Source organism: Halobacterium sp. DL1 (assembly GCA_000230955.3).
Taxonomy (GTDB): Archaea; Halobacteriota; Halobacteria; order Halobacteriales; family Halobacteriaceae; genus Halobacterium.
This window is the reverse complement of record CP007060.1, coordinates 1,327,049-1,345,670: the sequence shown is the minus strand read 5'-3', so window position 1 is coordinate 1,345,670 and position 18,622 is coordinate 1,327,049. Positions and strand designations below refer to the sequence as shown.

Sequence of the window (18,622 nt, the reverse complement as noted above, 5' to 3'; positions counted from 1 at the left end):
TAAAAGCGTCGTTTCAGGGGGGGCGAGTGGCCGAATTCGCTGTACTAGTTAGGCCGAGCGCACGGCGTCCTCGACGACCCCGGCAACCTCGTCGACCAGGGCGTCGACGTCGTCGCTCTCCGCGTAGACGCGGACGTACGGTTCCGTGCCGCTGGGGCGCACGAGCGTCCACGACGCGTCGGGGAACTCGAGTCGGACGCCGTACTCGGTGTCGACGCTCGCGTCGGGGTACGCGTCGGGGAGCGTCTGAGCGAGTTCGTCCATCGCGGCTACCTTCCGGGCGTCCACGCAGTCGACGCTGACCTTCCGGTATGGGCGCTCCGTGACCGGGTCGCGGAGCGGCGCCAAGCCGTCTGCGTCCGCCACGAGGCCCGAGAGCACTGCGGCGGACGCAACACCGTCGATCCAGCCACCGAAGCCGGTGTGGACGTGCTTCCAGGGCTCGGCGGCGAACACTACGTCGCCACCGTTGGCCTCGGCGTCCGCGACGCCCTCGTGGAGCGCGCCGAGTCGGACGCGCTCGACGCGGCCGCCGGCGTCCTGCACGCGCTCGTCGATGCGGGCCGACGCGTTCGGCGTCGTCACGACGACCGGGTCGACAGCGTCGCTCTCCCGGGTGTAGTGCTCGGCGAGAATCGCGAGTACCGTGTCTTCGTGGACGACGTCGCCGTCGCCGTCAACGACGACGATACGGTCGGCGTCGCCGTCGTGAGCGATGCCGAACGCGGCGTCGCTCTCGGCGACGAACGCGCGAAGGTCGGTGATGGTCTCCGGCGTCGGCTTGCTCGGCCGGCCGGGGAAGTGGCCGTCCACGTTCGCGTTCAGCGTCACGACGTGCGCGCCGAGTCGCCGGAGCACCTGGGGCGTGGCGAGACTCGCGACGCCGTTCCCGCAGTCGACGACGACGGTCAGACCGTCGAGTGGCGCGCCGAACTCACTCGCGTACGCGGCGACTGCGTCCCGGTAGTCCGAGAGCACCTCGACGGACTCGGCGTCGCCCCACTCGTCCCAGGAGGCGTACGTCGCCTCTGCGTCGACGCGCTCGGCGACGGCCTGCTCGCGCTGGCGGTCGTACTCCGAGCCGTCCACGAACAGTTTGATGCCGTTATCCTCAGGCGGGTTGTGGCTGGCCGTCACCTGAACCCCGCGGCGGCCACGCGAGGCGTAGGCGAGCGCCGGCGTCGGGAGCACGCCCGCGTTCTGAACGCGCGCACCGGCGGCTTCGAGTCCAGCGGTCATCGCCGCGACGAGCGCTGGCCCCGTCTCCCGGCCGTCGCGCGCGACCACGAACTCGCGGTCGCCGTGCCCCCGTGCCTCCCCACCGGCTGCGGTGCCGACAGCGAGCGCGAGTGCCGGACTCACGCGCTCGACGGCGTCCCCTCGGATGCCTGCCGTACCGAACAGTTCCATGCCCTGTGGGAGCGGATGCTCGCACTTAGCTCCCGGTGATACGGGCGTCGAAGGAGTAGGGGCTGCTACAGTTCGATGCCGCTCGGTATGAGGCTGTCCGCGCGCATGAGGTCGCCGTCCCGGCTGTAGACGAGGAACGTCGACTTCTCGTAGACGACCAGTTCGTCGCCGTCGACGCGTATCTCTACGCGGTAGCGCCCCTCGTCGTCGTCCGTGTCCTCGCCGTAGCGGCGCGCTGCACGGATGAACGTGAAGACGTCCTCGGCGTCCTCGTTCAGTTCGAGCACGAAGTCCCCCGTGGTGCGGTTGGTCACCGCGACGACGCCCGTCGCCCCCCGTTCCTCGACGTCGTCCGTGAGGCGGAAGGTGGCGTCAGTTTCGCTGGCGTCGAGCAGTTCACCGTCGTGGTCTGTGAGTCGGTCGCGGAGGTCGTCGACGTCGCCCGTGAACTCGATGACGACGTTCGGCTTGCTCGGCTCACCGCCGTCGTCGACCCAGTCGACGCCCGTCACGTCCAGTTCGAAGTAATCCCGGCGCATTCCCTACCGGACAGTTGGGGCGACGGGGAAATGAACGTAACGCCCGCCTCACCACAGAACGCTGCTAGCCCCCAGCGGCGGCGCCGAGCGAGCGCCACCGGACAGTCTTTAAGTTCACGGGAGAGAAGATGGGGGTAGCTATCGATGTCGAACGACCTCCTCGCCGACCTCGACAGGCGGATGGACCGCCTCCGACACCGCGCGAAGCGCGCCGCAGAGGTGCTCCGCGGCTCCGCTGTCGAAGTCACGGAGTACGAGCCCCAGGCCCACGGGCCACTGGTGTCCTTCGACGGGCTCGATGGGTACGAGGAGGTCGACCGGTACTGGGTGAACGCGCCGTACGCGTTCGTCTACATCGGGTACGACGGGGCCAACGACGAACACCGCTACCACGTCGTCGAACCCGGCCTCGACGATTTCGAGCAGGACCTCCTCGAGACGCTGTACGACGACATCCGTGACGCGCTCATCTACGACGCCGTCTACGAACCCGAGGACCCCGAATCCGTTCTGAAAGAGCAGATGAAGCAGTTGCTCGAGGAGTACGGCGTGGAGATCGGCATGAACGCGTTCTACCGGCTGTTCTACTACCTCCACCGCGCCTTCGAGGGGTTCGAGAAGCTCGACCCGCTGATGCAGGACCCCTACATCGAGGACGTCTCCTGTGACGGCTACGGGGTGCCGCTGTTCGTCTACCACGCCGAGTACACGGACGTCGAGACCAACGTCAGCTACGAGCAGGAGGAACTGGACGGCTTCGTCGTCCGCCTCGCCCAGCAGTCGGGCCGCCACATCTCCATCGGCGACCCGGTCACGGAGACGACGCTGCCCGACGGCTCGCGGGCCGAACTCGCGCTCGGCGAGGAGGTAACCCCGCGCGGGTCGGCGTTCACCATCCGGAAGTACTCCGAGGACCCGTTCACGCCGGCGCGGCTCGTCGACCTCAACACGTTCGACCTCGACCAGATGGCGTACCTCTGGCTCGCCATCGAGTCGAACAAGAGCCTCCTGTTCGCGGGCGGGACGGCCTCCGGGAAGACCACCTCGATGAACGCCGTCTCGATGTTCATCCCGCCACGCTCGAAGGTGCTCACCATCGAGGACACCCGGGAGCTGTCGCTGTACCACGAGAACTGGCTCTCCTCGGTGACGCGGGAAGCCATCGGCGAGGGCGACGACATCACGATGTACGACCTGCTGCGCTCGGCACTCCGCCACCGCCCCGAGTACATCGTGGTCGGCGAGGTGCGCGGCGAGGAGGCGATGACGCTGTTCCAGGCGATGAACACGGGGCACACGACGTACTCCACGATGCACGCAGACAGCGTGCAGACGGTCATCAACCGCCTCGAGAACGACCCAATCAACGTGCCGCGGGCGATGATCCAGAGCCTCGACATCCTCTGCGTGCAGACGCTCACGCACGTCGGCACCAAGCGCGTCCGCCGTAACCGCGTCATCGCCGAGATCGAGGGCATCGACCAGCGAACCGGCGACCTCGACTACTCGACGGCGTTCGAGTGGCAGGCGGCCGACGACTCCTTCTCGCAGCGCGACTCGGTCGTCCTCGACGACATCCGCGAGGAGCGCGGCTGGTCGCGGAGCGAACTACTGCGGGAACTCCGGAACCGGAAGCGCGTCCTCCACTACCTCACCCAGCAGAACGTCGAAGACTACCGGCAGTTCACCGCGCTCATCAACGAGTACTACGCCAATCCGGAGCGCGTCGTCGAGCGCGTGAAGGCGGAACTGGACGAGGACGTCGTGGTGGACGCGCCGGGTGTCGCCGAGTAGTATGGCCCTCGTCTACCTGCCACTCGCGACGGTGTTCGCGGCGCTGCTCTTCTTCGCGGTAGCGTCCGTCGTTCCCGCCCTCGACCGGGTTGTCTCCCGGGTCGCGCTCGCGACGTTCGGCCCGCTCGCGGGCGACCAGCAGGACGTGAACCCCGAGAAGGTCGACGCGCTCCGTGGCGCTCACGTCCCACAGACTTACCGGCTGTACGCCGCCCGCACCTACCTGTTCGCGACGACGGCGGCGCTCGCGGGCGCCATCCTGGGCGTCTACCTCGTCGCGGGCGTGCTCGTCTTCGTCGGGACCACACCGGAGAGCTTCCAGGAGCAGTTCCCCGCCGCGGTACGGGGGCTGTTCGCCACGAGCGTCGCCGACTTCACCGTCGCCGAACTGTTCGGCATCTTCGTGGCGTCGGGGGCCACGCTCGGCCTGCTCGGCGCGTTGCTCACCAGCAAGGTGCGGTGGCTACTGCCGCGGTACGAGGCCGGCGAGCGGGCCCGGCGCATCGACACGTCGATGGAGCGCACCGTCGCGTTCATGTACGCGCTCTCCCGGAGCGGGATGGCGCTACCGGAGGTGTTGCGCATCCTCGCGCGGAACCGGTCGGTGTACGGCGAGAGCGCTCGCGAGATGGGCATCGTTGTGAAGGACGTCGACATGTACGGCTCGGACATCCTCCGCGCGCTCGAACGCCTCGGCGACCGCACGCCCAGCGACGACCTCTCGGAGTTCTCCGAGAACCTCACGAGCGTCCTGAAGAGCGGCCAGCAGCTCCCGTCGTTCCTCAAACAGGAGTACGAGTACTACGCCGACGAGGCCGAGTCCAAGCAGAAGCAGTTCCTCGAACTACTCGCGACGCTCGCGGAGGCGTACGTCACCGTCTTCGTCGCGGGGCCGCTGTTCCTCATCACCATCCTCGTCGTCATCGGCCTGACGATGGGCGACACCCTCGACTTCCTCCGCGTGACCGCGTACCTCCTCGTGCCGCTCGCCACCGCCGGCTTCGTCGTCTACCTCGACAGCATCACGGAGACGGCGACGGGCAGACCTGAAGAGGACGAAACTGCCATCGAGTCGGGCGCGCGCTTCCAGTCAATCCCGCGGGTGACCGGGGCGGTCCGCAGCGACGGCGGCACGGTGACCGCAGGACCGCCCGCGACCGCCGGGAACACGACGAACCGCGAACGCCTCGACGTCCACGAACGGCTCCGGCCTCTCCTCTACCGACTCAGACATCCGTTCGCGGTCGTCCTGGAGACGCCGACGGTGCTGTTCTGGGTGACCGCGCCGGTCGCTGCGCTCTACCTCGTCGTCCAGTGGTGGCCGCTAGTGGCTGCTCGTTCGACCGACATCACGGCGTACGACGACCCGCTGATCCACGCGGCGCTGTTCGTGCTGGGGACGTTCGCCGTCGCCTACGAGGTCCACCGTCGCCGGCTGAAGGCCGTCGAGGCCGGGGTTCCGGACTTCCTCGACCGGTTCGCGAGCACGAACGAGGCCGGGATGCCCGTCGTCGAGAGCTTCGGAAAGACGGTGGGCAGCAAACTCGGCGCGCTCACGCAGGAACTGGAGCGAACGTGGGCCGACGTCCAGTGGGGCGCTCGCGTCGAGCACGCCCTCCAGCGGTTCCGGAAACGGTCGAACACGCCGGCCATCTCCCGCGTGGTCGCGCTCACGACGAACGCGATGAACGCCAGCGGCGACCTCGGTCCGGTGCTGCGCATCGCGGCGAACGAGGCGAAGGCGACGCGGCGACTCGAACGCGACCGGCGGAACGAACTGCTCACGTACGTCGTCGTCATCTACATCGCGTTCTTCGTGTTCCTCGCCATCATCGTCGCGCTGGACACGATCTTCATCCCGAACATCCCGGTGGCGGAGGCGGCCGCCGCCACCGCCGATGGTTCCCAGGCCGCCGCCGACGAGGCGATTTCAACCGGCCCGTTCTCCGAGTCGACGCAGCTCACGCAAGCGGACAAGGACCGCTACAGCCTCGTCTTCTTCCACACGGGACTGGTGCAGACGGTCTGCTCGGGGCTGGTGGCCGGACAGATGGGCGACGGGACGGTGAAGGCGGGCGTGAAACACGCCGCCGTGATGCTGACCATTGCGTACGGACTGTTCGTCCTCATCGGATGACCCGGGACGTCCACCACACGTACGACCGCATCGCCGACCACTTCTCGAAGACCCGGGAGTACCCCTGGCCGGAGGTGGAGTCCTTCCTCGCGGACCGCACCGCGGAGACGGCCCTCGACGTCGGTTGCGGCAACGGCCGTCACGCGGAACTACTCGCGGAGCGCGCCGACCGCGTGCTCGCCCTCGATGCCAGTCGCGGCCTCCTCGACGCCGCCCGCGAGCGCGCCGCGGCCCGAGACTTCGACCCCGACCTTCTGGCGGGCGATGCTGCCCGACTCCCCCTCTGTGATGGCTGTGTGGACCTCGCAGTGTACGTCGCGACGCTCCACCACCTCCCGACCAGGGAATCGCGAATCGCCAGCCTCGACGAACTGGCGCGCGTCCTCTCGCCCGGGGCTGCCGCGCTCGTGAGCGCCTGGAGCACTGAACACGACCGATTCGACGCCGACGAGGGCTTCGACACCACCGTCGACTGGACGCTCCCCGGCGGCGAGACGGTCCCGCGATTCTACCACGTCTACGACCCCGCGGAGTTCCGCGCAGACCTCGATGCGAGCGCGCTCGCCGTCGAGGACGCGTTCGTGTCCAGCGGGAACTGCTACGCCGTAGTCGCTTCCAGATAGGGCGTACAGACGGGGTCTCGCTCCCGGTCACACGGCGCACCCGCCGTTTCGCTCGTCCGTGCGACCGCGTCACTCAGAGCACGCGACGGGTTGGTCTCGCCTTTGGACTTGAACCCTCGGCCGAAGGGAAACGCCCATAAACGACGCAGGGAAAGTGGTGGTGAGCGCCGATGGTGAGCGAATCCGACGGATTCGAGCGCCACGGTGCGCGAGTGGAACGAACGCACCGATGGTCTAGTGGCAGGACCTGAGCCTTCCAAGCTCATGGCCCGGGTTCAAATCCCGGTCGGTGCATTTCTGTCGAAGAAGTGAGACGAAATGCGCAGGGATTCTGGACCCTGCCAGTCGCGCACAGCGAACGGAGTGAGCGAGCACGTCTGGCTCCGGTTCAAATCCCGGTCGGTGCACTCCCTGGGGTCGTTTCCGACCGACGTCTCGTTCGCTGCGCTCACGAGACTCCCGGTCGGTGCATTTCTGCCGAACGAACGTGTCGAGCGACCTCAGTACGCGTGGCTGTTCTCGGCGAGCGTTCAGTAGCCGCCGCCGTCCGAGAAGCAACGACCGCACTTGTCCACCTCGTGGTCGGTGACCGCCTCGGCGATGTCGACCCTGTCGAGTTGCCTGTCGGCGATGTACTTAGTGGCGCCGCAGGGAGTTCGTGCCTCGGTCTGCCTGAGCTCGTGTTTGTGTACCGTGTTCGTCGTCTTGTTCAGAATCCCATCCATGCTACATGGTACCACAGGTGGTGGGATAGCTCTACGCCCAAAACAGATTGGCCGAACGAATCGCGGCCGAGCGAAGCGTTCCCGGAGAACGATGGTAGGCCCGGGAAAGTGGGGAGGGAGGAGTCGGAGGGCACCCACAGCCCGACTCCCGGTCGGTTTTCACCAGTGAAACCGTCGTCAGTATCTTTATGTGTTTGGTCGGTCGGCGTCTCAACGATGTCGCTTCGTTCGCTGGCGAGCCGAGTCACTCGTCGCCTCACGCCGGGGTTCGTGCGCCGGAGCTACCTCGCGAAGTTCGGGGTGGCGCTGCTCGTCGTGGTGCTGTGCATCGGAGCAGTCGGGGCGGCGACCTACGTCGAGACGTCGAACCAGCTAGAACAGCAGTCGCGCTCGGAGTACACGACGGCCGCGGAGTTGAGCGCCGCGTCCGTCTCCGAGTGGCTCGACGAGCGGACGAACAACGCGCGGATGCTGGCGCAGTACGACGTCCTCGTCGGCGGGAACTACACGCGCGTCCAGTCGTTCCTCGCGGAGGAACTCGCGAGGATGCCAGCGGACGTGCGGAACGTCCACTACGTCAACTTCCAGTCCCAGGAGAGCATCGCGAGCACCGACCCGGGGATGCGCCGACAGCGGCTGACCGCCGAGAGCGCGCCGTGGAGCGCCCAGGAGATTTCCTTCGGCGACGATGGCGTCTTCGTCTCGGAGCCGTACGTGAAAGACGGCGCGACGCGGGTGGCGTTCGTCGCGCGCATCCCCGCCGAGTTCGGGACCCGGACGGGGGTGGTGCTGACGACGGACCTCGGGGCCGTGACGACGAACTTCCGCCAACCCACCACGAACAGTAACACGCAACTCGTGAGCGTGTCGGGAGCGGTGCTGGCCGACGACGGTGCCGTCGCGACGCTGCAGGCGTACGCCGGGGCCAACAACTCGACGGTCGTCGCGGCGGCGGGCAGCGGCGGGAGCGGGTTCCTGCGGGACGGCGAAGCGGCGAAAGCCTTCGACGAGGGCCACGTCGTCGCCTACGCGCCAGTCCAGGGGACCGACTGGGCGGTCGCACTCCACGTGCCGACGAGCGAGGCGTACGCGCTGCGCTCGACCGTGACCGAGCGGGTGCTCCTGATGGTCGGCGTCGCGCTCCTGGGGCTGGCGTTCATCGGCCTCACGCTCGGTCGGGGAACGGTCACCGCGCTGAACGTGCTCGGTCGGAAGGCCGACGCGCTCGAACGCGGCGAGTACGACACGAACCTCGACGTCGGCCGCAAGGACGAGATCGGCGGTCTGTTCGACTCGTTCGCGGGCCTGCGGGACACCGTCGAGGAACGCATCAGCGCCGCCGAGCGCGAGCGGGAGTCCGCGGAGGAGGCGCGCGCAGACGCCGAGGCGGCGACGGAGCGGGCGGAGGCGGCGAAGCGGAAGTCAGAGCGCCGCGCCGAGGAACTCAGGCGGACGGCCGCGTCGTTCTCCGCTTCGATGGCCGCGTACGCTGACGGGGACCTGACGGTGCGTCTCGACGACTCCGTCGAGCAGGACGCGCTGGCGGAGGTCGCGGCGTCGTTCAACGAGATGGCCGAGGAGATGGAGGAGACGGTCGCGGGCGTCGCGTCGTTCGCCGACGAAGTGGCGGGCGCCAGCGACGAGGTGTCCGCACGCGTCGAATCCGTCGAGCGGGTCGGCCGGGACGTGTCGTCGTCGGTCGACCGCATCAGCGACCGGACCGGCGAGCAGCGCGACGAACTGGAGTCCGTGGCCGTCGAGACCGACGACATGTCCGCGACCATCGAAGAGGTGGCCGCGTCGGCAGACGAGGTGGCCGAAACGTCCCGCGCCACGGCGGACCTGGGCGACGAGGGGCGCGACGCGGCGGCCGAGGCGGTCGCGGAGCTCCGCGACATCGAGGCCGAGACCGAGCGCACCGCCGCGGCCGTGGGGGAACTGGAGTCCCAGATGGCCGAGATCGAGTCCATCGTGGACGTCATCACGGACATCGCCGAGCAGACAAATATCCTCGCGCTGAACGCGTCCATCGAGGCCGCGCGGGCCGGCGAGGCGGGCGACGGCTTCGCGGTGGTCGCCGAGGAGGTGAAGGGACTCGCCGCGGAGACCAGGCAGTCCGCAGGCGACATCGAGGCGCTCGTGTCCGACGTGCGCGAGCAGACCGACGAGAGCGTCGCCGCGATGGGGACCATCCAGGACCGCGTCGGCGACGGCGTCGAGACGGTCGAGGAGACCCACGTAACCCTCGAGAACATCGTAGAGAGCGTCGAGGAAGCCGACACTGGGATGCAGGAGATCAGCCGCGCGATGGACGAACAGGCGTCGTCCGTGGCGGACGTCACCGGCGCCGTCGACGACGTGGTGACCCTCGGCGAGGAGACTGCCGAGGAGGCCGGGACCGCGGCAGAGGCGGCCGAGGAGCAGGCGAGCACGCTGTCGGAGGTGACCCAGCAGGCGCGCTCCCTGTCGGACCGTGCAGAGGTGCTGCGCGACCGCGTCGACAGCTTCGAGGTCGACGCGACTGGCGAGACGCTCGACGGTGACGTGGAGTCGGGCCAGAACGTCCAGGAGACGCGAGCGGACGGCTTCGAGTGGGTCGAAGAGGACTGAGTCCCGGTCGGTCTCCAGTAGCAATCTCGCCACCGACGCCGAACCCGGTCGCGCACAGTCCCTCGAAACGGACGACCCGCGACTCCTTGCCGGAACGTCTGGAATGTACACGCTTTTGGTCGGTCCACTGGCCCAACAAGTATGGACGACAGAGTCCGTCGGCACGCGGAGATTCTGGTCGAGCAGTGCGCGACGGTCGAGCAGGGCGACATGGTGCGGGTCAACGCGCCCACCGTCGCTGAGGACCTCGTGGTCGCCGTCTACGAGAAACTCGGCGAAATCGGCGCGCGACCGACACTCTCCTGGCGGAACTCCCGGGCGAGCAGGGCGTACGGTCGCGCGATGGACCCCGAGGAGTACACCCGTCCCGAACACACGCTGGCGTTGCTCGAGGAGACGGACGCCTACATCGGCATCAACGGCGCACGGAACATGGCAGAGACGAGCGACGTCCCGTCGGAGAACGTCACCGCGGAGCGCCGGGAGAACAAAGACCTCCAGGACGCCCTCAAGGAGACGCGCTGGGTCGGCACGATGTATCCGGCGCCGGGGAACGCCCAGAAGGCCGGAATGAGCACCGCGGCCTACGAGGACTTCGTCTACCGCGCCGTCGACCGCGACTGGGACGCCCAGCGCGAGTTCCAGGCCCAGATGGTGGAGATACTCGACGACGCCAGCGAGGTCCGCATCGTCTCGAGCGAGGAGACGGACCTCACAATGTCCGTCGACGGCATGATCGGCGGAAACGACGCCGACGACAACAACATGCCGGGCGGCGAGGCGTTCACCGCGCCCGTCCCGGACAGCGTCGAGGGGACCGTGCGCTTCGACAAGCCGCGGATGTGGCGCGGTGAGGAGATCCTGGACGCCCGCCTCACCTTCGAAGACGGTGAGGTCGTGGAGTATTCCGCCCGCCAGAAGGAGGATGCCCTCGAGGAAATCCTCGACACCGACGGCGGCGCCCGCCGCGTCGGCGAACTCGGCATCGGGATGAACCGGGGCATCGACCGCTTCACCTACAACATGCTGTTCGACGAGAAGATGGGCGACACCGTCCACCTCGCGCTCGGTAGCGCGTACGAGGAGAACGTCGGCCCGGACCGCGAGCAGAACGAATCGGCCATCCACGTGGACATGATTACGGACATGAGCGAGGACTCGTTCATCGAGGTGGACGGCGAAGTCGTCCAGCGCAACGGGACGTTCAAATTCGAAGACGGCTTCGAGGAATAGTGGTTGCTGTAGCGGTCAAGGAAGCATACTCGGCGGAGCGAAGCGGAGCCGAGTTTGGCCGCACGAGCAATGCGAGCGCGGGCCGACGACCGAACGGAGCGTAGCGAAGTGAGAGAGGAGTGCTTTTTCCGCAAGTTTTTGCCGAGGGCGGCCAAAGGCCCGTGGTTCGAGAGACGTCCCCGGCGGCCTTCGTCATCTCGAAAGAGCGCTACGCGCTCTTTCGGCGTCAGCGCAAAAAGTGGCTGCCTAGAGCTCGATGCGTTCGACGAGTTGGTTGTCCTCGCCGCCGGTGTTGAGCGCGACGATGCGGACCTCGTCCTCGATGCCCGAGCGGTGCAGTTTCTCCTTGAGGAGGTTGTCGACCTGGTAGACGCCCGCGGCGTTGCGCATCTCGATCTCGACGAGGACGGGGACATCGGTCCCCTCCTCGAGGGTGACCCGTTCGATGGCCTGGCTGGAGATGGTGTTGATGCCGCGGCCGCCGCGCTCGTACGGGAGTCGGGAGCGACCGTGTTCCATGTCGAGGCCGTCGGCGACGCGGATGACGCCGGCCTCGGTGGTGAGCGGGTCCTCCTCGGTGTGGTGACAGAGGATTGCGTGGAGGACTTCGGCCTTCATCCGGACCGACTCTGCGACGTCGTAGAACTCCGGGAGCACGCGGTCGAGGAGGTCGGCGGCGAGCGGAATCGAGTAGTAGGCGTGGCTGTCGCGGTGGACGACGTGGCCGATGTCGTGGATTGTCGCGGCGAGCGCGACGATGACCGCCTCGTCGGCCTCCTCGAGGCCCTGGTCGCTCGCGCCGTTGAAGTGAACGCCGCCGCGTTTCAGGAGGTCGTAGAGGTTGAGCGCGCGGTTGCGAACGATTTCGATGTGCTTGGCTCCGTGGTCGTTGTAACCCTTCCTGACCACGGGGTTGACGTTCTGTGCCTCGAGGTAGGCGGTGATTTCCTCGTCGTCGTCGACGAACTCCAGGACGCGGTTCAGAAGCTCGTCAGGGAACGCGTGGTCCTCTCCCGGGTCGTACTTGTATCCGGAGTCTGACTCAGTGGCGTCACTCATGTTCGGTCATTCGTCCGCTGACGGAAAAAGTCGTAGGCATCGCCGTCGAAATCTGGCTGCAGGAACGCGCCTGGGTCAACACGCGCTACGGCGCCCGAGGTAGGCATTCCCTGCACGGAGCGCGTCGATACTGCGAACCTGAAAGGAGCATAAAGCCTATAATCGAAGGTAGGCTACCACCAGATAGCGATGTTCACCAGTACACCACTGTTCGTCGGCGGACTCCCGGGGGGTATGGAGTGGGCAGTTCTCCTGCTCATCGCCGTCCTCCTGTTCGGCGCGAACAAGATCCCGAAACTCGCACGCTCCAGCGGTCAGGCCATCGGTGAGTTCCAGAAGGGCCGCGAAGAGATCGAGACCGAACTCCAGGAGATGCGCGACCCCGACGACTCCGCGGAGGGCGACACCGAGTCGACCGCCGACACCGCCGACACCACCGACGCGTCCACGGACACCGACTCCGAGAAGTAGCGTAACGGTTTTTCGATGGCCCGCCCTCACTGCGGACGAGGGCGTGTGGCCTAGCGGACTACGGCGAGAGGTTCCTAACCTCTAGATCGCGGGTTCGAGTCCCGTCACGCCCGTGCACCGAGGAGCGTAGCGACGAGGGAACCGGCACGCCGGGCTCGAACCCTGGGAGTCGCAGCGGCCGACCGACGGGAGGCCGACCGGCTCCCTCCGGTTCGAGTCCCGTCACGCCCGCTCACTCGCTGCGCTCGTTCGCGGCCGTGACGACCCTCGCGAACGCTCCGCGTTCGCTCGGTCCCGTCACGCCCTGTTCCTCCTCTTTGTTCGACGTTCGTAGCTTCGGCTCCGGCCTCCGGTTTTCGTAACTTCGGCTCTGTCCGTCGGTTGACGCTCGTTGCTCCGAGTGTCTCGACGTTTTGACTGGTATCTGTAAGCTCGCTTCACCTTGCCCGTCAGGTTATTGCGTGATAGCTGTGAAGGGGTGTCGCATGGACGCGCGCGGCCAGTCGGAGACGATTGGGCTGGTGCTGTTGCTCGCCATCACCGTGGCGAGCGTCGGCGTCGTCGTGACCGTGGCCGGCAGCGCGCTCGACAGTGCAGAACACTCCGCGTCCGTCGACCGAGCCGAACAGTCGCTGAGCCTGTTCGACGCGCGGGGCGCGCTCGTAGCGCTGGGCCAGACGGACGGTCAGACGGTGTCGCTGTCCGGTTCCGCGGGCGGCAGTTACGACGTACGGCCCGACTCCGGTCACATCACGGTGATACGAAAGGACGGCGACGGTGACCAGGTCGGCGACCCCATCCTGAACGCGTCGCTGGGCGCGGTGGTGTACGAGAACGAGGACTCGGAGGTAGCCTACCAGGGTGGCGGCGTCTGGCGCTCGGACGGCGCCGGCTCGCGGATGGTGTCGCCCCCGGAGTTCAACTACCAGGACGCCACGCTGACACTGCCGCTCATCCGGGTCACTGGCGGTGAGTCGTCGGTGATGGGGAAGCCGACTGCGCGCGTCACGCCGAACGACACCGTCAACGTCTCGAAGTTCCCCACGGCGAACCGGTCGAACCCGCTCTCGAACGGCACCGTGGTCGTGACCGTCCAGAGCGAGTACTACCGCGGGTGGGCGACGTTCTTCGAGGACCGGAGCACCGGCAACGTGACGATCCACGAGGGGAACCAGACCGTCGAACTGGAACTGCTCGCGCGGGGGACGGGCGGCGGATTCACGCTCCAGGAGACCCCCGTTAAACTCCGCGGACTCGGGGACGACGAGCCCATCGACTCGCTGTCGTTCACGCTCGAACCGAAGAAGGCCTCGAGTTTCAACGACCTCGACTGGTCGCTGGTCGCCGACGACGGCGGCTCCGAGCGCTTCGAGGTGAACGTGGACGGCGCGAACCCGTGCAAGGACAAGGAGTCGACGGTGACCATCTCGTACACGGACGGCGGAACGACCCACGCGTGGCAGAACGATACCGCGTTCACCGCGGACGGTTCGACGTACTCGTACTCCTGTGACGGCGATACGCCGACGCTCCACCTCGACCTCACCGGACCCACGAACGTCACGTACCAGGGTGCCACGTCTCCGCTCTCGAACAACTCCACTGGGGACGTCGTGAACCACTACCTCTCGGAACTGGGACCGAATCTGGACCTGGAGGTCGAGTCGAAGGGGAAGAACAACGCCCCCGGAAACTCCGCGAGCGTCGACCTGCAGGCCTCCACGGGGAACGTCGAGTACTCCTCGTCCAGTTCCCGCGTGGTGACGTTCCTGCACGTCACGGAGAACGCCATCAACGTGACGCTCAGTTGAACGCGACGTCCACGACGACGGCCTGCACGTAGACGTCGGCGGCGTCCAGCGGACAGCGCACCTCGCCGTCGACGCCGTCGGCCGGACCTGTGCAGTCGGCGTCCAGTTCGCCTTCGAGGTAGCGCTCCCACGCCGCCGCCCGCGGCGAGGTGACGGTCAGGTTCGCGTTCACATCCTCGAAGGTCCTGACCTCACGGTCCGACACCGTGGTCCGGACGAGCAGGCGGCGGGTGTTGTCCGTGCTGACGTCGGCGCTGGCGGCGCGCGTGACGACGTATGGGACGAAGGTCCGGTTGCCGGCGGCAAACTGCGGTTCGTCGAACAGTATCGCGCGGTCGCCGTACTGCCGGAAGAGGGCGCCGTTGGAGTAGACGAGTTCGTTGCCGTCGTCCGCGTGATAGACGAGTGGCCTGACGGTCGTCGCGTAGTAGTCACTGCCCGCACTGACGTTGAACGTCACGGGGTCGCCGAACCGTAGGCCGCCGTCGGAGAGCAGTATCTCGGTGGTCCGACTCGGCGCGCCCCGAACCGCCAGGTCCTCGACGTTCGCGTCCAGCACGTCGAAAGCCCGCTCCGTGTTGGCGAACTGCTGGGCGTCGCGGGCGCCCGTGAGCGCGTCGAAGCCGCCGACGTAGGCGACGGCGACGGTGGAGACGACGATGCCGAAGACGAGCACGAACCCCAGCGTGTCGCTCACCGCACGGCTCCGCTCAGACATCCGCCACCTCCAGGGTGTCCGTGCCCGCGTCGTAGACGAACGCGAACCGGCCACTCGACGTGTTCGCCCCCGGGATCGACGTCTCGCTGTCGTAGGGGACGCTCACCCGGACCCGGGGCCGGTCGGCGACGAGGACGACACGGTCGTTACCGCTCTCGTTGACCTGCACCTCGAAGGTCGTCCCCGCGACGCGGGTCGGAACGTCGACCACGTATCGGACGGAGCCGCCGTCGCTCGCTCGCGCGAGGCGGTCGGCCGAGGCGAGGTCGGCGGCGACCCGCTCACCGACGACCTCCAGTTCCGTCTCGACGGCCACTCGACGCTGGTCGTCGACGAGCGTGCCGGCCGACAGCATCAGCGTCGTGACGAGGATGGCGGCGACGCCGAGGTTCAGGACGTACCCCAGCGCCGTGGAGACGCCGCGGCTCACATCCGCCACACGACCACCTCCACCTCGACGACGCCGTACGCGGGCCCGGGGTCGTCGGGGCCGAAGTACGACGCGTTCTCCAGGGTCGGCCCGCCGTCGGTGCCCGTGACTGGCTGGTCGTCGTACAGCGTCACGAGCCGCGTCGCGGCGACGGCGTCGGAGCTCGGCTGCCCGTTGTAGACGATGCGCCTGAGCCGGCGGTCACCGTCGCCGTCGACGTAGTAGGCGTTCAGATTGTACGCGACAGAGCGCTCCCCGAACGTCGCCTCGAGGGCGTCACCAAACGTGGTGTTCGGCGTGCTGCCGACGTAGTACCCCTGGCGGCTGGCGTTCCAGAACCCCGCCCGCGTCGCGTTCCAGTGGCGCAGCGTCGCCGACAGCGACCCGTCGGCGCTCGCCGTCTCGAGGAGTCCGGCGGCCGCCTGTTCGTGCTGGGTCTCGATGTGCTGGCTCGCTGTGCTCGCGGTGAGCGGCGTGACGGCGGTGGCCTGGAGCGTGAACGCCACCGCGACGACGACGATGAGCGCGGCGGCGACGCCCTCCAGGGTGTGTGCTTGCCCCCGCACGCTACCACACCCGCACCACGAGTTCGTGGCGCTGGCCGTCGAGGGAGACGGAGCGCCACGCGACGGTGACGTCCGCGCTGTCCGGCACCGGGTCGCCCGCTGTCGCGGATTCCCCCGCGACGCTCGCGACCCCGGACCTGTTCTCCAGTGTCACGTTCGCCGAACGGAACTCGGGGACGGCGAGGCGCTCCGAGAGGTCCGTACCGTCGGTGAAGAACGATTCCACTCGGTCCCGGTCGAGCGTGTAGGGCGCGCCGGGGTCGGCGAGTCGGTCCGACGCGAGGCCGTCAGCGAGGCGGTTGGCAGTGACGGGGTCGCCGACGTTCGTGCCGGTGAACGGCGTGATGATGCCGGGGACGAACGCGAACGCGAACGCCACGGTGACGAGGAAGATGCTGACGCCCGTGGCGAAGTCCATAGTGGTCTGTGCGCGGCTCATGTTACGTGAACGCGAACGCGAGCAGCGCGATGGTCGGCAGTACCACCGCGAACTTCACGCCCGACAGCAGGTCCGCGTCCCGGATGTAGCCCGCGATGAACCCCGAGATGATGCCCTGCATCGTCACGGCGTGGAAGAACATCACGCCGAGCAGTTCGGTGTCGATGTCCCCGCCGAAGCTCATGTCGGCGTTCGCGCCGGCGCCGCCCGCCGTGGACGTCGAGAGCCCCGCCATCGTGCCGAGGAACTTCACCTTCAGGATGATCATCACGGCGAGCAGCGTGAGGTAGGTCATCACGATGATGACGACCTGCATGCGGGCCCGCGAGCGCCGCTCGCGCTCGATGTCGTCCTGGTTCTCGCTGGCCTGGGCGGCCGTCGAGAGCACGGCGGTAATCTGGCTGGACGCCTCCTGGGCCTTCGAGATGAGCTTCACGGTGCGGGCGAGCCGCGGGATGTGGTACTTGTTGTTGAACTCCACGAGCGCCTGCCGGAGGTTCGTCCCGTAGTTCACCTTCGCGTACATCACCTCGAACTCCTCGCCGAGTTTGCCGCCCGTCGTGTCCGAGACCATGCTGATGGACTCCAGCAGCGTCATCCCGGTGTCGTTGGCCGAGGAGAGCTTCCGGAGGTTGTCCGAGAGTTTGTCCGTGATGCGTCGCCGCGAGCGCACGTTCCACTCGCGGAAGAACGCGAGCGGTGTTCCGATGACGTACAGCGGCAGGTAGACGTAGAGGAACGTCCCCCAGATGGGGGCGTCGACCATCCCGTCGACGCTGGTCGGCGCGACGCCGCCGATGACCGCGGCCCCCATGAACACCACCATCACGGGGACGGTGAACGCGAGCGTGAACAGCGGGTTGTTCCGGAAGAACCGGGCGGGGTGGCGGATGAGCTGTTTGGTCTCGTAGGTCCCCTCGCGGCTCTTCACCCGGTCGAAGATGGCGTAGTCGCCGACGAAGCGCTCGACGAGACCGAGGTTCAGCAGGCCGGGCTCCTTGGGGCCGTCCGCGCCGTCGTCTAGTTCGAGGTAGCCGTCGCCGACCTCGTCCTCCTTGACCGTGGAGACCAGCACGAGAAAGCCGAGGCCGACGATTGGCACGAGCAGGTAGACCGTGGCGTACAGCAGTCGCATCTGGGCCTGCCCGAGCATGCTCATGATGACGAGGATGATGATGAGCAGCAGCGGGAACAGCGACAGCGTCATGTACATCTCGCCGAACAGCTCCAGGGTCTCCAGGGTTAGCTCCTGTTGCTGCTTGGCGGTTCGCATGTGCTTGTCCTTCTTGTCCGAGAGGAACTCCGTCATGTCCCCGCCGGAGTTGATGATGGAGAGCATGTCCGTGAGGAACTGGCTCAGTTCGTCGCTGGGCGTCTCCATCGCGCGATTCCGCACCGCCGTCCGGTAGTCCGTGTCGAAGTACTCGGTCTCCTGGACGATGCTCCGGAACTCCATGGCCACCTCGCCGTACGTGTCGTCGGCCTTCGCCATCGCCTCCAGAATCTCGAGCTGGTTCATCCCGCCGATGGACAGCGCGTACATGAACGAGATGGAGTCCGCGAGCAGCATGTTGATCTCACGCTCCCGTGAGCTCGAACGCATGTACGGTAACGCGACGAGCGCGCCGAACCCGACCGTGAACCCCATGAAGCCGAAGACGAGGCCCGTGGCCACGACGAGCGCGGGAATCTTGATGGCCTGCACGATGGCCAGCAGCGTCTCGTTCGGGACGGGGAGGCCGATTATCGACGCCGTCCCGATGACCCCCATGTAGAACAGCACGTAGCCGAGGGCGAGGCCGAGCAGCCAGAACAGCGCGCCGACGAGCACGCCGACGCCGATGGCCCGCGAGACGAACAGCTCCGCGGGGTCGTCCATGCGGGCCTCCGCCAGCTTCGTCTCGATGTCCGCGACGAAGTCGCTCTGCTCGCCGAACGCCCACCGGTAGAGGGGGTAGAAGGTGTCGGCGAGCGAGTCCGCGCCCTCGCCGAACGTACGGGACCCCGTGCTCATTCGGTACCGCCCTCCCCGTCCGACGGGCCGCCGGACGCAGACC

At 67.4% G+C, this 18,622-nt stretch carries 17 protein-coding genes and 2 tRNA genes; 10 read left to right on the top strand and 9 right to left on the bottom strand.

Annotation, left to right across the window (positions count from 1 at the left end; all coding sequences use genetic code 11):
• Nucleotides 1–48 precede the first annotated feature (48 nt).
• Nucleotides 49–1,410, bottom strand: a complete 1,362-nt coding sequence (locus HALDL1_08560; protein ID AHG03642.1) for a phosphomannomutase — start codon at nucleotides 1,408–1,410, stop codon at nucleotides 49–51.
• Nucleotides 1,411–1,475: 65 nt separating this feature from the next.
• Nucleotides 1,476–1,949, bottom strand: coding sequence for a hypothetical protein (locus tag HALDL1_08555; protein AHG03641.1), 474 nt, complete (start codon nucleotides 1,947–1,949; stop codon nucleotides 1,476–1,478).
• Between the two features lie 144 nt (nucleotides 1,950–2,093).
• On the opposite strand from HALDL1_08555, the gene HALDL1_08550 reads away from it, so the two are divergent.
• From HALDL1_08550 to HALDL1_08530, 5 genes are all read left to right on the top strand, one after another.
• Nucleotides 2,094–3,743: a type II secretion system protein gene (locus tag HALDL1_08550; GenBank protein AHG03640.1), complete on the top strand. Its 1,650-nt coding sequence runs from the start codon at nucleotides 2,094–2,096 to the stop codon at nucleotides 3,741–3,743.
• Nucleotide 3,744: 1 nt separating this feature from the next.
• Entirely contained in the window at nucleotides 3,745–5,880 is a 2,136-nt protein-coding gene (locus HALDL1_08545) for a type II secretion protein F (protein ID AHG03639.1), read from the top strand.
• Nucleotides 5,877–6,503, top strand: coding sequence for an S-adenosylmethionine-dependent methyltransferase (locus HALDL1_08540; GenBank protein AHG03638.1), 627 nt, complete (start codon nucleotides 5,877–5,879; stop codon nucleotides 6,501–6,503). The genes HALDL1_08545 and HALDL1_08540 overlap by 4 nt, the downstream gene beginning before the upstream one ends.
• 223 nt (nucleotides 6,504–6,726) lie before the next feature.
• Nucleotides 6,727–6,797 (top strand) — tRNA-Gly (locus HALDL1_08535).
• A 69-nt stretch (nucleotides 6,798–6,866) separates the two neighbouring features.
• Complete coding sequence (locus tag HALDL1_08530) at nucleotides 6,867–7,040, top strand: hypothetical protein (GenBank protein AHG05252.1); 174 nt, start codon at nucleotides 6,867–6,869, stop codon at nucleotides 7,038–7,040.
• Here HALDL1_08530 and HALDL1_08525 read toward each other — a convergent pair.
• A complete protein-coding gene (locus HALDL1_08525; GenBank protein ID AHG03637.1) occupies nucleotides 7,034–7,243 on the bottom strand; it encodes a hypothetical protein in 210 nt (69 codons plus the stop codon). The two genes, HALDL1_08530 and HALDL1_08525, sit on opposite strands and share 7 nt — an antisense overlap.
• 201 nt (nucleotides 7,244–7,444) lie before the next feature.
• Here HALDL1_08525 and HALDL1_08520 point away from each other — a divergent pair, with 201 nt between their 5' ends.
• Both HALDL1_08520 and HALDL1_08515 read left to right on the top strand, forming a co-directional pair.
• On the top strand, nucleotides 7,445–9,838 hold the full coding sequence (locus tag HALDL1_08520) for a chemotaxis protein (GenBank protein AHG03636.1): 2,394 nt from the start codon (nucleotides 7,445–7,447) through the stop codon (nucleotides 9,836–9,838).
• Nucleotides 9,839–9,979: 141 nt separating this feature from the next.
• A complete protein-coding gene (locus tag HALDL1_08515) occupies nucleotides 9,980–11,071 on the top strand; it encodes an aminopeptidase (protein AHG03635.1) in 1,092 nt (363 codons plus the stop codon).
• 246 nt (nucleotides 11,072–11,317) lie between these two features.
• Here the strand turns inward: HALDL1_08515 and HALDL1_08510 are convergent, their stop codons facing one another.
• A complete protein-coding gene (locus HALDL1_08510) occupies nucleotides 11,318–12,130 on the bottom strand; it encodes a phosphohydrolase (GenBank protein ID AHG03634.1) in 813 nt (270 codons plus the stop codon).
• A gap of 189 nt (nucleotides 12,131–12,319) precedes the next feature.
• On the opposite strand from HALDL1_08510, the gene HALDL1_08505 reads away from it, so the two are divergent.
• From HALDL1_08505 to HALDL1_08495, 3 genes are all read left to right on the top strand, one after another.
• On the top strand, nucleotides 12,320–12,601 hold the full coding sequence (locus HALDL1_08505; protein ID AHG03633.1) for a twin-arginine translocation protein, TatA/E family subunit: 282 nt from the start codon (nucleotides 12,320–12,322) through the stop codon (nucleotides 12,599–12,601).
• 39 nt (nucleotides 12,602–12,640) lie between these two features.
• Nucleotides 12,641–12,714, top strand: a tRNA-Arg gene (locus HALDL1_08500).
• Nucleotides 12,715–13,086: 372 nt separating this feature from the next.
• The gene (locus HALDL1_08495) at nucleotides 13,087–14,412 is read left to right on the top strand and encodes a hypothetical protein (GenBank protein ID AHG05251.1); all 1,326 of its coding nucleotides are present in this window, start codon (nucleotides 13,087–13,089) and stop codon (nucleotides 14,410–14,412) included.
• On the opposite strand, the gene HALDL1_08490 is transcribed toward HALDL1_08495, so the two are convergent.
• Genes HALDL1_08490 through HALDL1_08470 form a run of 5 tightly spaced genes read right to left on the bottom strand, consistent with a single transcriptional unit; the run spans nucleotide 14,405 to nucleotide 18,579 of the window.
• Nucleotides 14,405–15,130: a hypothetical protein gene (locus tag HALDL1_08490; GenBank protein AHG03632.1), complete on the bottom strand. Its 726-nt coding sequence runs from the start codon at nucleotides 15,128–15,130 to the stop codon at nucleotides 14,405–14,407. The two genes, HALDL1_08495 and HALDL1_08490, sit on opposite strands and share 8 nt — an antisense overlap.
• Nucleotides 15,123–15,560: a hypothetical protein gene (locus HALDL1_08485; GenBank protein ID AHG03631.1), complete on the bottom strand. Its 438-nt coding sequence runs from the start codon at nucleotides 15,558–15,560 to the stop codon at nucleotides 15,123–15,125. The genes HALDL1_08490 and HALDL1_08485 overlap by 8 nt, the downstream gene beginning before the upstream one ends.
• Complete coding sequence (locus tag HALDL1_08480) at nucleotides 15,557–16,126, bottom strand: hypothetical protein (protein ID AHG03630.1); 570 nt, start codon at nucleotides 16,124–16,126, stop codon at nucleotides 15,557–15,559. Before HALDL1_08480 ends, HALDL1_08485 begins: the two co-directional genes overlap by 4 nt.
• Nucleotide 16,127: 1 nt before the next feature.
• On the bottom strand, nucleotides 16,128–16,565 hold the full coding sequence (locus HALDL1_08475) for a hypothetical protein (protein ID AHG03629.1): 438 nt from the start codon (nucleotides 16,563–16,565) through the stop codon (nucleotides 16,128–16,130).
• Nucleotide 16,566: 1 nt separating this feature from the next.
• Nucleotides 16,567–18,579, bottom strand: a complete 2,013-nt coding sequence (locus HALDL1_08470) for a type II secretion system protein (GenBank protein AHG03628.1) — start codon at nucleotides 18,577–18,579, stop codon at nucleotides 16,567–16,569.
• Between the last annotated feature and the right edge of the window lie 43 nt (nucleotides 18,580–18,622).

What these genes read in the sequence shown, in the direction of transcription:
- HALDL1_08560 (AHG03642.1), bottom strand. Translation starts at nt 1,410, where the DNA reads ATGGAACTGTTCGGTACGGCAGGCATCCGAGGGGACGCCGTCGAGCGC.
- HALDL1_08555 (AHG03641.1), bottom strand. Translation starts at nt 1,949, where the DNA reads ATGCGCCGGGATTACTTCGAACTGGACGTGACGGGCGTCGACTGGGTC.
- HALDL1_08550 (AHG03640.1), top strand. Translation starts at nt 2,094, where the DNA reads ATGTCGAACGACCTCCTCGCCGACCTCGACAGGCGGATGGACCGCCTC.
- HALDL1_08545 (AHG03639.1), top strand. Translation starts at nt 3,745, where the DNA reads ATGGCCCTCGTCTACCTGCCACTCGCGACGGTGTTCGCGGCGCTGCTC.
- HALDL1_08540 (AHG03638.1), top strand. Translation starts at nt 5,877, where the DNA reads ATGACCCGGGACGTCCACCACACGTACGACCGCATCGCCGACCACTTC.
- HALDL1_08520 (AHG03636.1), top strand. Translation starts at nt 7,445, where the DNA reads ATGTCGCTTCGTTCGCTGGCGAGCCGAGTCACTCGTCGCCTCACGCCG.
- HALDL1_08515 (AHG03635.1), top strand. Translation starts at nt 9,980, where the DNA reads ATGGACGACAGAGTCCGTCGGCACGCGGAGATTCTGGTCGAGCAGTGC.
- HALDL1_08510 (AHG03634.1), bottom strand. Translation starts at nt 12,130, where the DNA reads ATGAGTGACGCCACTGAGTCAGACTCCGGATACAAGTACGACCCGGGA.
- HALDL1_08505 (AHG03633.1), top strand. Translation starts at nt 12,320, where the DNA reads ATGTTCACCAGTACACCACTGTTCGTCGGCGGACTCCCGGGGGGTATG.
- HALDL1_08495 (AHG05251.1), top strand. Translation starts at nt 13,087, where the DNA reads ATGGACGCGCGCGGCCAGTCGGAGACGATTGGGCTGGTGCTGTTGCTC.
- HALDL1_08490 (AHG03632.1), bottom strand. Translation starts at nt 15,130, where the DNA reads ATGTCTGAGCGGAGCCGTGCGGTGAGCGACACGCTGGGGTTCGTGCTC.
- HALDL1_08475 (AHG03629.1), bottom strand. Translation starts at nt 16,565, where the DNA reads ATGAGCCGCGCACAGACCACTATGGACTTCGCCACGGGCGTCAGCATC.
- HALDL1_08470 (AHG03628.1), bottom strand. Translation starts at nt 18,579, where the DNA reads ATGAGCACGGGGTCCCGTACGTTCGGCGAGGGCGCGGACTCGCTCGCC.